Raw genomic sequence first — 13,239 nt, 5'->3', positions numbered from 1 at the left:
TGGGCAGCATGTCGCTCACAACCCGCGCCCCCAAACTGACCACCATGCTGACGGACAGTGTCATTTGATCTCAATGCGCCGCTTCGCTGCCGGTTCTCCGGCCGCTTTGGGGACGCGCAGCGTCAGCACGCCGTTTTCAAATCTGGCCTCTGCCCGATTGAGATCAACGCCCGCGGGCAGCGGGACCGCACGCTGAAAATGTCCGAACGACCGCTCGACCCGATAGCACCCCTGTTCTTCGCTAGACGATTCGAACCGCTTGTCGCCGCTCACGATCAGCATGTCGTCGATCACTTCAAGTTCGACGTCGTCGCGGGTCATGCCTGGCAATTCGGCGACGATACGCAGTGCGTCGCCTTCATCGGTGACGTCGATCCGCGGTTGAAACTCGCTCGCGCTGAAGTCGCCGAACCAGCTAGCGAGCGGTCCACGTCCTCCGAACGGATCGCGGATCAATTCGGCAAACAGATGAATCGGATCAGGCAGCCGCCAGTTGGCAGGCGCAAGTGATACCGGCGCAGCACCGACTTCCATCGGTGCCCCGTTACCGGTTTGCGTGCGAGGCTGTTGCGCGTTTTGCTGGGCGCTTTGCTGACCGGTGGGCGGCGCACCGGCGTGGCCGGATGCGCCTTTTGGCGCGTGCGAGCGTAAAAATCGGAACGGATTCCATTTATCGAGATCCAGAGCCATATGATTCTCCTTACGTGGGGTACGCCAGTGCCAGAGTTGAGACTGGGCCACTGGAGATGACGGGAGGTCCGTTCGGCCTTCTGATGCCAAGGCATGACCGGCGTGGCATCGCCCGCAGGTTTGACCGTGCGACCCACGAGTGCCCGCGAGCGGTGCGTTTACGGATGCAATGGCGCGTGTGGCTCGCCGGTCAGGCCGTCATGATGCCAGGCACGGGCAAGGGTGCCGAGTACAAACAGCAGCGCGCCCGTGAACAACGCATACATGCCGATCAGCCAGACGAGCGCTAGTGCGCCGGCGCCCGGAAAGAGCAGCACAAAGATGCCGAAAAGCACGGACAGCACTCCAGTTAGCACCAGCATCCACGCATTGCGCAGGCGCCGGCGCCGGCGCAGCCGCGTTGCAGCGATCAGATCGAATACGCCAGTGATAGTCGCGTTTGCGCCGATTACGGCGACCAGCACGAAGGTGGTAATGCCCGGCACCAGCGCGGCTATCACACCGGCGCCGATGCTGCAAATGCCGAGCAGCAAGGGCACCCACCAGCCGCCGTGTGTCGCGCGGTAGCGGATAGCCGCGGCAATCGCGACAATGCCGCTGGCGATTGCGTAGGCGCTGAAGAGGGCGATAAGCAGTAGAAGAGTAAGGCCGGGCCAGAATAGCGCCAGAGTGCCGAACAGCAGCGCTACGGTGCCGCGCAGAATGAGCATCCACCAAGCGCGCCCAAGCAGTTCATCCATGTAGGACTCCAACTGTACGTCAGGTGATGAACTTCAGTCTAGGCTCCCTGCATCTGCGATTCTTTCGCGTTTCTGCCATGCGTTTCGCAATTCTGCGTTCATTCGTGAGGCGTTCTGGATGGCGCGCATATCGACGTCCAGGATGCGCCGAAATAACGCGATCCCCCACCGTTTTTTTCATGGCGGCTCACCGTGAGGCCTCCTAACATGAACCTACGCTACTCACGGTCCAGCATGAGCCTGTTCACCGCTGGCTCGGTGTAGCACCGTGAAATCACAAAGGGAATCTCATGAAAAAGAATCTGCTTGTATGGCTGCTCGCGTCGTCGCTCGGAACTCCCTCTAGACGCGCACGCCCAGGTGGCCGGCGCCCAGCCGCTTGGTGTCAGTGTGGAAGAGTCGGCCGCAATCGTGGCAGGCTGGAGCGTGAGAAAGTCGTTCATGGACAAGCCGGTCTTCAACGAGAAGGGTGAGCGTGTCGGTGTTATTCATGACATTATTGTGGCACCGAACCGGTCGGTATCGTTTGCAATTGTCGCGGCAAACCAGTTTCTGGGAGTGTCGCATCACGACGTGACCATTCCGATCGAGCAGCTCGATTTCAACAATGGCAGACTGGTGCTTGCCGGTGCGACGAAAGATGCGATCAAGGCGCTGCCCGAGTTTCAATACGCAAAGGTGCGCGTGACACCCAGGCCGAGGTCCGACTACAGCGGGCATCACTGACCTATGTCTCGCATCGTCGGTGGTCGATGCATTTGACGTGCGGCACATTCGTTCCACGGGCAGTGCGCCGATCAGTGCGCCGCCGCACTATTCGTCGTGCCGCGTGATTGCCGCCTGCTCTTCGGGCGACTTTCTTAGCCAGCGCCGGTGCAACGCACGTTCAATCCTGCCCCCCACCGAGAGCAGCAGCAGGAGCAGGGCGGCGGCAATACCCGCAATCTGCCATGCGCCGATGCCGCACACAATGCCGAGCGCGGCGGTGACCCAGATCGAAGCCGCTGTCGTCAAGCCGCTGATCTTGCCGGTGGCGCGGTTTTGCAGGATCACCCCGGCGCCGAGAAAACCGATGCCCGTAATGACGCCTTGAATCGCACGACCGGCGTCGCTGCCGTTAGTAAAGCCGTGTAGTTCGAAGGACATGCCGGCCATCGTGACAAGACAGGAGCCGAGCGCAACGAGGCCCAGCGTCTTGACGCCGGTCGGCTTGCCATGCAGGTTTCGATCGAGCCCGACGATACAACCCACCAGCACTGCCGCGACCATGCGCAAGATCGACTCAAACAATTGGACGTGCGAAATCATCGGCACCTTGCAAATTTTCCAGGTAACGTCGCGCTCGGCGAGCACTTTGCTGCTCACTACAGTCTAGCGTCGAGGGGAGCCAACTGCACGAGCGTCAAACGCCGTTCGGGAGTCCCTTTTGCCTAAAAGCCGCAGTTATCCTCTTACGATCGCAGCGATTGGGGGCGGCCTAGAAGCGGTGATGCGCGCCCTGATCTGGCGCAGCAATTCGCGCGAGCGGCCGGGCATGGCACGTGCTCTGCAAAGCGTGCGACGTTGAAACCGTGGGGCGCCTTGACAATAAACCGGTATAGCAAAGTATTTAACTGATCGAGTTCCGGCTACTCGAAACGAGGTGGGGTCGCTTCTGCCCATATGAGGAATCCGTATTTAGCAGCCCTGAAGTTGGGCCCAATCTTCCTGTACCGACGACGTGGAAACGAGAGTCCTGCGTATCATGAGTCAGACTACAAGTTCGACCCCGGACCGCGGATTGCGCTGCAAACCGATGAATGTCGCTTTTACCGACCGCGGGTGGACTGTGCCGGGATTTCAGCTGCTTGTACCGACAGGTCCCACTGTTGTGCATGCTGCGGGCTGCGACGACATGGGATTGTGTCACTCCGTTCTGATAGGTGCACCATTTACCGCAGTTATTCCGACGTGGGCGACGTTGCTCACGATTGCTGACAGCGATCCCAGCGGATGGGTTATCGCACTCAAACCAGGCGTACTGGGGCCAGTCTCGCAAGAGGCGTTTTGCGCGGTCCCGAAATGGTCTACGTCTTGGGATCCGTTCCTACGCGAGGCCGTGGATACATTGGGCGCTTTGCATAACGCCGATCTCATCGACGCTGCCTGCGCCGACGCTTTTGCCGATGTCATCTCGGCGCACATCATTCTCCGCTACGGGCACTGTGCTGGTGTGGCCGAGCCGGCCAGGCCACTAACGCGTCAAATGCTGACTCGCATTCGAGTCTTCGTTCATGAGCACATAGCCGAAACCATTTTGGTCGAGCAACTCGCAGTGCTGGTCCACATGAGTGCCTCGAACTTTGCACGCGCTTTCAAAGCAGCGACAGGTAACCCGCCCCATCTGTACGTGACACTCGAACGAGTGAAGTTTGCCAGGACTATGTTGTGCGAGGAGACCATTCCCTTGGTTGAGGTAGCCGCGCGCGCGGGGTTCCAGACTCAGCAGCATTTCACCGACGTGTTTCATCGATATAGCGGTGCGACGCCTCGCGCATTCCGGCTTGCCCACCAAAACGTCGGTAGCTAGTCATTTTTTGGGAAGTTGAGAGCATTACAATGACCGCGGGAATTCCGCGCTCGCCATTGAATCAGAGTCCCGAAATGCCGGGTCGCTTCGGTTTGTGAATCCTGATCGTCGCTCGTCGGATCAAGGGAGCTGCCCGCCTTTGGCGAAGCGAGTGTCATCTCGACCCCTGCGTCCCTAAACACGTCATAAGGCGCGGCAAGCTCGTCGAGCCAGAATCCGGTTTTCCGGCTCGTATCGCCGAGCCGGTCGTGTGAAGCCAGTACCACCAGGATTTCATGACAACCTCGCGAGTCCATTCAATTCACGTTGCAACGAGCCGAAGAGCGGTGTCATCAACCCAAAGTCATTCTGGCAGTAGGCGACTGTCAGGAGCGCTGAGGGTGTTTCCGGTTTTGGTGCTGTGTCCTTTCCCGCCCCTCGGCCATTCGGTACGCAAGCGAGCCGACCTGTCTCCAGTGGCCTGTCAGTAATCGATCGTGATCCGGTTGTCGACCCGCATCACACCAGGGGCAAGCCATGCGATCCGCTCGGCCTCTTCGCGCTCGGCCCACGAGTGGACTGTTCCGCGCAGGACGACCTTATTGCCTTCGGCTTCCACCGTGACGCGCTGTGCGTCGACTTCCGCGTTGCGCTTGAACGCGTCCTCGATCTTGCGCTTGAGGTCCTCGGGCTTGACCTTTGGCTTGATTTCGATCTCGTTCGTCAGGCCGGTCACGCCGCTCACCCTCAGCGCCGTGTCGGCCGCGCGGCGGCGCTGGTAGTCCCATTCGACTTCGCCCTTCAGCGTCACGTGTCCGTCCCTGACGATCGCCTTGATGTCGTCCGCCGCATAAGGCAACTCGGCCTTCAGTTCGGCAATGATCTCGCGCACGATCTCCGGATCGGGCCGCTTGTTAATCAGAGGCAACCGCACCTCGATATCGTTTGCGACCCCCTTCACGCCGCGCACACGCGTCGCGTCCTCCGCGGCCTTTGTCCTTTGCCGGAAGCTGCGTGCGAAACCAGACAATGTGACCGCACCGTCCTTGACCGCAACCCCGATATCTGATGGATCGATGTCCGGATCCCACGTCAGTTCATACTCCACGTCTCGCTTGATGTCTTCGTCGGTTCTCATCGCTGCTCCTCGTCGGCTTGTTGATGGACTAACGCGCGCACGCGGGCCACACCCAGCGCGACACGCATCGCGCCACGGTAGGGCGTGCCGTGCCGATTTTCTTCCCTACGCCTGTGCAGTTTTTGCGCAATCCCGCCGTAGGTTCACATCTGAAGGCCGAGCGGCAGAAGCGCAGAGATCCGACACGTCCTGCAGGAATGAGGAAGAAGTGCAAGCCGCAAGAATCTAATCTTGATGCCATCGTCGCCGCGTCAATGGCTCCGGCCAAAGTTCCAAAGTGCGCGCCGGGCGGCATGTGCAAGGTTGGCTGGCAGCGCAGCTGCTTTGCGATGCGATCGACCGGCTCGCGCGTGGCGCTGAGCATGAATTCGACCATCTTCCCGCGGAAGGGTCTCGGATTATTTCCCAGAGAAAAGGAGAAAATCGATGAGCGATCTAGTCGTTGTAAGCTTCAAAGGCGAAGAGACAGCCGACCAGGTGTTGACCAAACTCCAGCAGATGCAAAAGGAACATCTGATCGACCTTGAGGATGCCTGCATCGTGGTCCGTAGCGCGAAGGGCAAGGTACACCTCAAGCAAGCCGTCGATCTCGTCAAGATCGGCGCTGTCAGTGGTGCGGCTTGGGGTGGTCTATTTGGTGCGCTGGTTGGGCTCATGTTGCTCAATCCCCTCGTCGGGCTGGCAACAGGCATGGCCATTGGTGCTGGCACGGGCGCATTGTCGGGCGCGCTGTCGGACTATGGAATCGATGACGATTTCATGCGTTCGACGGGCCAGAACATTGAGCCGGGTTCGTCGGCGCTCTTCATCCTTGTGCGTCGCGTGAATTTCGACAAGGTCCTGCCAGAGTTAAAGCCTTTCGGCGGAAAGGTATTAAAGACGTCTCTCACGAACGATCAGGAGGAACGCCTGAGGAAGGCGCTAGAGAGCCTGAACAGCAGTGGAACGACAGCATAAGCATCGCTGCCCTGCATCAGGGTTGTGATCTTGAATTCTGCTTTACGCACGCGCCGATCTCTCGCCAACCCGAAGGAAGATCAGTGACGTCGACCCGAATGTCGTCATGCCGCGTTTTTTGATGTGCGGGATGGAGGTGACGATCTCCGTCTCCAACCACCGTGATTGCATGCACGCAACGCCGGTGCGACAGCGAGATTCCGCTGGTTCCCTATGGAGCGTTATATGACAAAGGACAGCCGCGTCGACATCCGGAAGTCGAAAGTCGAGGAGCAGGAAGCGCCGATGACCCTCGACGAACAACTCGACGAGGCGCTCGGAGAGACCTTTCCCGCGAGCGATCCAATCGCCGTTCACCCCGAGCCCGAACAACCCGCGAAGACGCAAACTCACTCGTCGTCGGTACTAACGGGGATCATGTCGATGCGATCTGACACCGACGCATCGACGCATCGACGCATCGACGCGTCTATGGCAGCACTTTTCGGGGCGAATCAAAGACACAAGGAGCGAATATGCCTGAGACGGAAATCGCGCCCAGGGACGCCGGGCAGCACGACGAGCAAGTCTCGCTGCGCAAGCTCTTCCAACCCGTAAAGGTCGGACGCTACCACCTGCGTCATCGTGTCGTGATGGCGCCCCTGACGCGTTCGCGCGCGAGCCGACCAGGCAACATACCGTCGCAGCTCAACGCCTGCTATTACGCGCAGCGCGCAGCGGCCGCGCTCATCATCAGCGAGGCGACGCAGGTGTCGATGCAAGGACAGGGCTATGCATGGACGCCTGGGATCCATAGTCGCGAGCAGGTCGAAGGCTGGCGGCTCGTGGCGGACGCCGTGCACGAGGCGGCCGGGTTGATGTTCATGCAGCTGTGGCACGTCGGACGCATATCGCACCCCTCGTTGCAGCCCGATGAAATGCTGCCCGTTGCGCCCTCTGCTGTTCGGCCGAAAGCGGAGGCGTTCATCGAAAACGAGCGCGGCGAAGGTGTCGTCGCGCCCTGCGTCACGCCTCGCGCGCTGCAGGTCGAAGAGGTGCCGTATCTCGTGCGCCAATACTTCAGGGGTGCGCGCAACGCAAAGGCTGCCGGAGTGGACGGCGTCGAAGTGCACGCAGCGAACGGATATCTGGTCGATCAGTTTCTGTTGTCTGGCACGAACCGTCGCACGGACGAATACGGCGGATCGAGCGAGCGTCGGGCCAAGCTGCTATTCGAGGTGATCGAAACGGTTTGCGAAGTGTGGGGGCCGGAAAAGGTCGGCGTCCGGCTGTCGCCTCTCGGCACCTTCAACGACATGCATGACGACGATCCCGAGACGACCTTTTCTTATGTCATCGAGAAGCTCAATCGATACGGGCTGGCTTATTTGCACATCGTCAATCCCGCGCTCGCGGCGACCGGTGAGGATGTCGCTTTCACGGCGCGCGCGAAACGCATGACCGATTTGATACGCCGCACCTACCGTGGCGTGCTGATGGTCGCGGGCGGGTTCGACGGCGGCAGTGCAGAAAGATGGCTCGAGGACGGCAACGCGGACCTGATCGCGTTCGGACGGATGTTCATCGCCAATCCCGACCTGCCGGAACGCTTGCGGTTGCACGCTCCGCTCAATTCGCCGGATCCGTCCACGTTCTATGGAGGCGGCGAGCGCGGATATACGGATTATCCGTCGCTCGCGCAGGAACGAGGGGAGGCCCCACGGTCCGTCATCGACGGGCGTTGGAGATAGAGTGTCGCTGACCCGCGAGCTCGCTAGCGTGACGCGACGATTGGCGATGCCCGCCGGGCCGGCGACCAATCACACTGAGAGGCGCATCATGGCTGTCACTACCTGGGTCGTCGTTGCCGACGGCAGTCGTGCTCGAATCTTCGAGACACGGGGACTTAAACTGGACTTGCGGGAAATCGAAGACCTCGTCAATGTCGTCCCTGGTGGACGGACGCTGAGCGAGAAGGAACGCGAAAAATTCGCCAGGACCGTCGCCGACTACATCGAACAGGGACGGCTCCATCAGCGGTATCAGCGATTGCGATTTGCCGTAGCGCCGAAGTTTCTCGGGATGCTGCGCGAGCGTGTGAGCGAGGAGACGCGTCACTTGATTTTCGAAGAGATCAACGAGGATCTCTCGGCCCTCGATGCGCGCGAAATTGAGGCGCACCTGCAAAGGCATTAACGGCGACCTGCCCGGTCATAGACCGCATTCAATGCGTCATCCGTGGATGGCTCAAAGTCAAGGGATAGATACTTCTCTCTCAGTCTTTAACCTGGTTGGCTGAGACATTTCAGCCACCCTACGTCGGTGCGCATAAGCATCCGCCCGATTATTCGCTCACCGGGTTGCAAAGCCGGTGAGCGAAGACGAGCACACTTGCTTGTCGTTGCGATGCAGGTGGTTGGAATGTGCCCCTCCCTGCTCGGCCGCACGGGCTCGCTCAGGGCCAGGGGCGACAAAATCTGAGGGCCTTCCAATTCTCTAGATCGAAAAGTATGGCTAGCCCTTCGTTTATAGATGAAAGGGTGAAAATCGGATTCTCGGCGGCTGATTTCAACCCTTGGCGTATTGGAATTCCGGGAGTTTGCTCAGCGCATCCTTGCTCGCGCCATCCAGTATCATTTTCGGTGTGATCTGCTTGAACCGCTGCACCGGAATAGCGACGCGGTGCGCGGCGATGCCGAGAAATCCACCAACATCTATAATGGCCACGGAAAGTGACCCGTCGGGCGCGATAATCATGTCGTCGACCCGTCCTATCTTTTCGTTTTTGTCGTTGTACACGTCGGTGTGGACTAGCTTCGATGCACGCCACCCCTTCGCTACGAGTTCCGTTTGCGTGACGCTCACGCCGAGAGGCACCGCGCCCGCGATCGGGGCCGCGGGCTGCTGCCCCATCGCTGAGCCGGGCGGGAACACGGTCGCCGTCACGGCGAACAAAACTGCGAGGATTCTTGTAGCCTTTTCGATTTTTTCATTCATGATGTACTCCCGATGCGCACTAGTAAATAATGGGGCACCCTGCGCCGCAGCGGCCTCTTATCGGTGCAGCGGCCCGTTCGGCTTGCCGGAGAAGTCGCAACGCTGCCGGCCACGCGCTCTGTTGCGGAGTGCTTCAGTAGCACTGGAGTGATCATGGTCCGCATAGGCCGCGCGGCAATGGAATCCACCGGTCTTTTTGGCTCGAGCGATGGCGGAGCGCTGTGACGACCGCCGCGGCCCATCCTAACAGCGCGTACGCCGCCTACACGGCGATAGACAGAACAGGCGTAATTCCACCGTCGCTGGTGCTCCGATCTCAATCAAAGGTAACTTCATGGGCGTCATGTTTTGCGCCGAGCTGATTGGCCCATGACGTCAAGCCTAAGCTCGCCAAGGCCGTGATTCTTTCTCTTTTCTGCCGAGATGTACCAAAAATCTGCAGTGTGACCCGCGCGGACCGGTCGTGAAACGCTGCCATCGTAGCGTTTGCCGCCCAGATGAATCGGTTATCAAGTTCCATGCCAACATCTCTTAACAAAAGTATCAACGATTTCGCGGCTGCGCCTTTCTGACAACATCCGTCGAACGCTGCCGCGAGCCCATGGATGACGGTCGCTCTGCACGCGCTACCATCCGAACGGAAAATTGATCAGCCGCTTACAGGAGGAACGGTTCGGTGACCGTTTGCAAAGGCAGCGCCGCCATTCGAACGTCAGTGCGCAGTGGTGATGCAATGTCCTCTTTTGGCCGCGTTCGGCCGGACGCGGGCGCAACGCGGCCGCCCCGATCCGGCCACTCGGAGCCGCAGGAGGTTAACGACGGCTTCAAAGGGCAGATAAGCTGAACACTTTCCCAAAAGGAGGCGGGCCTCTCCAGTACCAGCCTCCCGGCTCAGGGAGGCACGCGGGCGAGGCGCGTGTAGCCGTTAGGCGCGGTGTCGGTTTCGGTGCCGATGACGCTACCCGTGGGGTTCACCCAGTAGAATTTGTGGGCGTTGGCGACAGTGTATCGGATCCCGGTCAATGGATCGGCATAGATATCGATGCCGAGCCGAGCGCGGGAGCCCTCCTCCATCACGCGGTCGATGACCGCGCCTCGATTCTCCCAGCCGCGCATGATCGAGTTCGACATCGCCGCGTTCGTCTGCGCTGCGATGCGCGAGACGTCCATGTTAGTCTGGGACTGGCGCGCGACCCAAGCGGGGTTGACCTCGACTGAACGCACCATATGAGCCATCAATCCGGCCGCCATGCCCGCCATTGGCGTTGGCGACAAGAAACCGAGGATCGTGTCGGCATACCAGATGGTGCCAGCCGGGCCGCCGATAGCGATGACGTTCGTAAGGACATAGGACGTCATCGCCAGCCCGCCCTTCGAGCAGGTGAAAGTCGCCTCGCCAACGTCGTGGTGAATGCCGTAGGCCCGCGCATAACCATTGATCTGCTGCGTAAGGTCCAGTCGCGCACGGCCGTCCGCGAGTCTGACTGCACCGCAGGCGGAAGCCAGCTTGCGCTGACCCCATGCGGCGGCGAAATGCGCTCCATCGCGGTAGGGCGCCACAGTGTAGGTCGTGCCGCCACCGCCACCATAGATGCTTCCCTCGCGAAAGCCGGCAGCTGCGAGCATCGGCGTTGGCTCGACGTAACTCCATTCGGTGGGATCGTTGATCGCGAGGATGGTCGCGCCATCAGGTGCCGTGACCGTGACCCAACTGCGATACTGGAGCGCGTTCCGCCGAACTGTCCCGCCCGAGACCTTCCAGCCCTCCGGTACTTCGACTGCGAACGCGCTTTCCTGCGGGTCGGTGAACTTGACCCACTTTTGCACGAGAGGGAGGGAAGGCACCGGCTGGGGGGCCTGCGCTGCGGATATCCCGCTCACAACAGTGACCGCCGCGAAGGCGGCGAGCAGCTTCATCTCCATTCCCCTTCTACACGGCAGAAATTTCGCCGCGCGTTCCGGCCAAACCTGCCGCAGGGAACACTCCGTTTGCCAGTCTACAACGGCACCATGGTGGCGTCTTGCAGCGTCACCGTCGCGATGAACGTCGGCGAATGAGGCAGACCTCTCGTAGAGCGCAACAGGCGCTTGCGACCCACAAGGGGCCTTCAGTTTGCTCAATAACGGCCATTCATTCGGCCTTTGCATCGACGTCAGCGGGACGCCAGGTAACTGAGAATCGCCGCCTGAACTGGGATAAGCAGCTCCTTTTGTTTATAGACGGAAAATCCTCTGTAGCTGGTTGGATCAAACGCGAGTTCGCGTCCGATGGCAAACGGCGGTGTGGGCAGCATTTTCGGCTTTCCATGCGATCAAGATGATTGGAGGTCAAGGTCCAATCTGGAGCTTCTACGCCTGTCGGCCATGCGCCGCTATCGAAGTCGGCAGGCGCGGGAGCGCGTCCGTGACTCGGCCTACTCCGGTCAGACGATGTTTTCCGAAGCGTCGAGCGGCGCCGCATCGGACTTGCAGGAGTCCTCGCGCATCAGCCTCGACATGGTGTCGAAGTTCAGCTTCAACAGCGACGGCGACCTGTTCAGTCTCGCGGCGCCGCCGTCGCAGTACGCCGGCCTGCAAATGAAGAGCGAGATCGAGCATGCGAGCGTGCTGCTCAAGGGACTCAACGAACCGTGTTATGGGCTGCTGCACGCATACCAGCCGGTGCGGCACGACATTTCAAACCAGTTGCCCGAACAAGAGACCGTGCCAGGCGAGACGGTTTATCGTCTCATCGCCGAGCACAAGAGCGCGATGATGATCGTGCCTGAACCCGAGGCGGCTTGACGGAGGTTTTCAATGACGAGTCGCCGCGCGCCTTCACTTGCAAAATCGGTGCCTCGATTAACCGCCACGACAGCACTGCAATGCCAAGCGAAATCGCAAACGACGCGACGATACCCAGCGCATGTGCCCACGCCGGCACGGCGCCCCCAAACAATGCTTCGGCACGACGGCTACGCGTCAGGTCGGGGATCAGGTTGTGATACAGATAAAAGCCGTAACTGATACGCCCGAGAGCGGCGAGCCAACGCGTCTGTAACAGACCCATCACGGTGGCATTGCGGCAACACGCGATCGAAGTCACCAGCGCCGCAATGCCAACCCCATACGTCGCGCTGATCGCGGTATACAGCCACGGATCATCGAGCAGGTTCCACCTCGGCTCCGTCGCGCATAAACCGATCACGACGAGGCTCAGCATGAACAGCGTCAGGCCATGACCGAGCCAGGCGCGCACGCGGCCCCCATCGTTTGCGATGATCCCGCCACCAATACCGCCTAACGCGAGCAGCCAGACATTGCTCAACGGGTGCGTGTAGATGGTGATCTCCTCCCAATGCGCAGCGCGCATCGCAAACAATGCAGCGAGGCCGACCGCCACCATCGCGCAACATGCCGCTCGATGTCGCCGCGTCGCGAGCAGCAGCAACAGCGGCGCCACCACGAGATAGAACTGCTCCTCGATCGCGAGGCTCCACAAGTGCGAATAGCGGCCCGGCCAGTAGCGCAGCACCGAGCCGATCCAGAAGTTCGAAAGATACGCGAAGTGAAACGGCATGCCGCTCGCGAGTTCCCGATTCGTGAGACCGAATGCCATCATCCCGCACGTCACGACCAGCATCAGGTAATAGATCGGAAAGATGCGCAGCGTGCGGCGAAACAGAAAGCGTCCGAGTTCGGCGCCGAAGCGGCTGTCGCCGGATTCGATGTGCGCGCGCTGCGACGACAGGATGCCGATGATCAGAAAGCCGCTCAGCGCAAAGAAGATCCATACGCCGAGATGCCCGATCTCGCCTATGCCGTCGAACAGCCGATGGTGGAGAAACACCATGAGCACGGCGATCGCGCGCAATCCATCGAATCCGGCAATTCTGGTTTTCATCAATCTCTATTCGCAAAGCGGCGGAAATGCAAGAAAACATCGTACCGGGACCATCGTTGAAGGGACGTGGCCAGACGCACACCGCAAAGGCGCTTGCGAGGTTTCACTTCGCTCGATGTCTCAGATTGGTAGATGAAGCTGGAGGCTATTCCCTTGCTGGCGAATGTCCATAGGGTAAGCTTAGGCAGTATGACTTTCCGTGATGTGGTGGCTGGCCCGCCGTGAGAAACCAGACGCGGGTTAGCATTGCTGCCAGAGCCGCATGGTGTGCACGAGGGCGACACCCGGCGATTTCCAGCACGGAGGC

Annotated in this window: 14 protein-coding genes and 3 pseudogenes; 7 read left to right on the top strand and 10 right to left on the bottom strand. The window is 60.1% G+C overall.

What is annotated here, in order from left to right:
* Nucleotides 1-60: 60 nt before the first annotated feature.
* Together ACLFKU_RS29375 and ACLFKU_RS29370 are read right to left on the bottom strand one after the other, a co-directional pair.
* Nucleotides 61-780: an Hsp20/alpha crystallin family protein gene (locus ACLFKU_RS29375; RefSeq protein ID WP_410851407.1), complete on the bottom strand. Its 720-nt coding sequence runs from the start codon at nucleotides 778-780 to the stop codon at nucleotides 61-63.
* A gap of 68 nt (nucleotides 781-848) precedes the next feature.
* Nucleotides 849-1,430 (bottom strand): HdeD family acid-resistance protein, encoded by a 582-nt coding sequence (locus ACLFKU_RS29370; protein ID WP_410851406.1) that lies wholly within the window; start codon nucleotides 1,428-1,430, stop codon nucleotides 849-851.
* A 290-nt stretch (nucleotides 1,431-1,720) separates the two neighbouring features.
* On the opposite strand from ACLFKU_RS29370, the pseudogene ACLFKU_RS29365 reads away from it, so the two are divergent.
* Nucleotides 1,721-2,156: pseudogene (locus tag ACLFKU_RS29365) on the top strand (PRC-barrel domain-containing protein).
* A gap of 87 nt (nucleotides 2,157-2,243) precedes the next feature.
* On the opposite strand, the gene ACLFKU_RS29360 reads toward ACLFKU_RS29365, so the two are convergent.
* Nucleotides 2,244-2,738 (bottom strand): MgtC/SapB family protein, encoded by a 495-nt coding sequence (locus ACLFKU_RS29360; RefSeq protein WP_410851467.1) that lies wholly within the window; start codon nucleotides 2,736-2,738, stop codon nucleotides 2,244-2,246.
* 436 nt (nucleotides 2,739-3,174) lie between these two features.
* Between ACLFKU_RS29360 and ACLFKU_RS29355 the strand changes: the two genes are divergently transcribed.
* Nucleotides 3,175-3,999, top strand: coding sequence for a helix-turn-helix domain-containing protein (locus tag ACLFKU_RS29355; protein ID WP_410851405.1), 825 nt, complete (start codon nucleotides 3,175-3,177; stop codon nucleotides 3,997-3,999).
* A 42-nt stretch (nucleotides 4,000-4,041) separates the two neighbouring features.
* Here ACLFKU_RS29355 and ACLFKU_RS29350 read toward each other — a convergent pair.
* Nucleotides 4,042-4,295 (bottom strand): annotated as a pseudogene (locus ACLFKU_RS29350) (type 1 glutamine amidotransferase domain-containing protein); the annotation flags it as partial.
* A gap of 167 nt (nucleotides 4,296-4,462) precedes the next feature.
* Nucleotides 4,463-5,116, bottom strand: a complete 654-nt coding sequence (locus tag ACLFKU_RS29345) for a BON domain-containing protein (RefSeq protein WP_410851404.1) — start codon at nucleotides 5,114-5,116, stop codon at nucleotides 4,463-4,465.
* A gap of 426 nt (nucleotides 5,117-5,542) precedes the next feature.
* Here ACLFKU_RS29345 and ACLFKU_RS29340 point away from each other — a divergent pair, with 426 nt between their 5' ends.
* From ACLFKU_RS29340 to ACLFKU_RS29325, 4 genes are all read left to right on the top strand, one after another.
* Nucleotides 5,543-6,073 carry a DUF1269 domain-containing protein gene (locus tag ACLFKU_RS29340; RefSeq protein WP_410851403.1) on the top strand — a complete coding sequence of 177 codons (531 nt, stop codon included), beginning with the start codon at nucleotides 5,543-5,545 and terminating at the stop codon, nucleotides 6,071-6,073.
* A 225-nt stretch (nucleotides 6,074-6,298) separates the two neighbouring features.
* Complete coding sequence (locus tag ACLFKU_RS29335; RefSeq protein WP_410851402.1) at nucleotides 6,299-6,670, top strand: hypothetical protein; 372 nt, start codon at nucleotides 6,299-6,301, stop codon at nucleotides 6,668-6,670.
* Nucleotides 6,589-7,803: an alkene reductase gene (locus ACLFKU_RS29330; protein WP_410851401.1), complete on the top strand. Its 1,215-nt coding sequence runs from the start codon at nucleotides 6,589-6,591 to the stop codon at nucleotides 7,801-7,803. The genes ACLFKU_RS29335 and ACLFKU_RS29330 overlap by 82 nt, the downstream gene beginning before the upstream one ends.
* A 1-nt stretch (nucleotide 7,804) precedes the next feature.
* The gene (locus tag ACLFKU_RS29325) at nucleotides 7,805-8,248 is read left to right on the top strand and encodes a host attachment protein (protein ID WP_410851400.1); all 444 of its coding nucleotides are present in this window, start codon (nucleotides 7,805-7,807) and stop codon (nucleotides 8,246-8,248) included.
* Between the two features lie 372 nt (nucleotides 8,249-8,620).
* Here the strand turns inward: ACLFKU_RS29325 and ACLFKU_RS29320 are convergent, their stop codons facing one another.
* The 4 genes from ACLFKU_RS29320 to ACLFKU_RS29305 all read right to left on the bottom strand — a co-directional run bounded on the left by ACLFKU_RS29320 (nucleotide 8,621) and on the right by ACLFKU_RS29305 (nucleotide 11,343).
* Entirely contained in the window at nucleotides 8,621-8,965 is a 345-nt protein-coding gene (locus tag ACLFKU_RS29320; protein ID WP_410851466.1) for a PRC-barrel domain-containing protein, read from the bottom strand.
* 400 nt (nucleotides 8,966-9,365) lie between these two features.
* Complete coding sequence (locus tag ACLFKU_RS29315; protein WP_410851399.1) at nucleotides 9,366-9,569, bottom strand: hypothetical protein; 204 nt, start codon at nucleotides 9,567-9,569, stop codon at nucleotides 9,366-9,368.
* Between the two features lie 371 nt (nucleotides 9,570-9,940).
* Nucleotides 9,941-10,966 (bottom strand): hypothetical protein, encoded by a 1,026-nt coding sequence (locus tag ACLFKU_RS29310; RefSeq protein ID WP_410851398.1) that lies wholly within the window; start codon nucleotides 10,964-10,966, stop codon nucleotides 9,941-9,943.
* 236 nt (nucleotides 10,967-11,202) lie between these two features.
* A complete protein-coding gene (locus ACLFKU_RS29305; protein WP_410851397.1) occupies nucleotides 11,203-11,343 on the bottom strand; it encodes a hypothetical protein in 141 nt (46 codons plus the stop codon).
* Between the two features lie 139 nt (nucleotides 11,344-11,482).
* Between ACLFKU_RS29305 and ACLFKU_RS29300 the strand changes: the two are divergent.
* A pseudogene (locus tag ACLFKU_RS29300) lies at nucleotides 11,483-11,833 on the top strand (cell division protein); the annotation flags it as partial.
* Here ACLFKU_RS29300 and ACLFKU_RS29295 read toward each other — a convergent pair.
* Entirely contained in the window at nucleotides 11,778-12,932 is a 1,155-nt protein-coding gene (locus ACLFKU_RS29295) for an acyltransferase family protein (RefSeq protein ID WP_410851396.1), read from the bottom strand. The pseudogene ACLFKU_RS29300 and the gene ACLFKU_RS29295 sit on opposite strands and share 56 nt — an antisense overlap.
* Nucleotides 12,933-13,239 lie beyond the last annotated feature (307 nt).

Origin of the sequence: Paraburkholderia sp. EG304 (assembly GCF_046543485.1) — a bacterium.
In the GTDB taxonomy this organism is placed as follows: Bacteria; Pseudomonadota; Gammaproteobacteria; order Burkholderiales; family Burkholderiaceae; genus Paraburkholderia; species Paraburkholderia youngii.
Note: the sequence above shows the minus strand (reverse complement) of the source record. Positions and strands in the feature narration are given on the sequence as shown.

What these genes read in the sequence shown, in the direction of transcription:
- ACLFKU_RS29370 (WP_410851406.1), bottom strand. Translation starts at nt 1,430, where the DNA reads ATGGATGAACTGCTTGGGCGCGCTTGGTGGATGCTCATTCTGCGCGGC.
- ACLFKU_RS29360 (WP_410851467.1), bottom strand. Translation starts at nt 2,738, where the DNA reads ATGATTTCGCACGTCCAATTGTTTGAGTCGATCTTGCGCATGGTCGCG.
- ACLFKU_RS29355 (WP_410851405.1), top strand. Translation starts at nt 3,175, where the DNA reads ATGAGTCAGACTACAAGTTCGACCCCGGACCGCGGATTGCGCTGCAAA.
- ACLFKU_RS29345 (WP_410851404.1), bottom strand. Translation starts at nt 5,116, where the DNA reads ATGAGAACCGACGAAGACATCAAGCGAGACGTGGAGTATGAACTGACG.
- ACLFKU_RS29340 (WP_410851403.1), top strand. Translation starts at nt 5,543, where the DNA reads ATGAGCGATCTAGTCGTTGTAAGCTTCAAAGGCGAAGAGACAGCCGAC.
- ACLFKU_RS29335 (WP_410851402.1), top strand. Translation starts at nt 6,299, where the DNA reads ATGACAAAGGACAGCCGCGTCGACATCCGGAAGTCGAAAGTCGAGGAG.
- ACLFKU_RS29330 (WP_410851401.1), top strand. Translation starts at nt 6,589, where the DNA reads ATGCCTGAGACGGAAATCGCGCCCAGGGACGCCGGGCAGCACGACGAG.
- ACLFKU_RS29320 (WP_410851466.1), bottom strand. Translation starts at nt 8,965, where the DNA reads ATGGGGCAGCAGCCCGCGGCCCCGATCGCGGGCGCGGTGCCTCTCGGC.
- ACLFKU_RS29315 (WP_410851399.1), bottom strand. Translation starts at nt 9,569, where the DNA reads ATGGAACTTGATAACCGATTCATCTGGGCGGCAAACGCTACGATGGCA.
- ACLFKU_RS29310 (WP_410851398.1), bottom strand. Translation starts at nt 10,966, where the DNA reads ATGAAGCTGCTCGCCGCCTTCGCGGCGGTCACTGTTGTGAGCGGGATA.
- ACLFKU_RS29305 (WP_410851397.1), bottom strand. Translation starts at nt 11,343, where the DNA reads ATGCTGCCCACACCGCCGTTTGCCATCGGACGCGAACTCGCGTTTGAT.
- ACLFKU_RS29295 (WP_410851396.1), bottom strand. Translation starts at nt 12,932, where the DNA reads ATGAAAACCAGAATTGCCGGATTCGATGGATTGCGCGCGATCGCCGTG.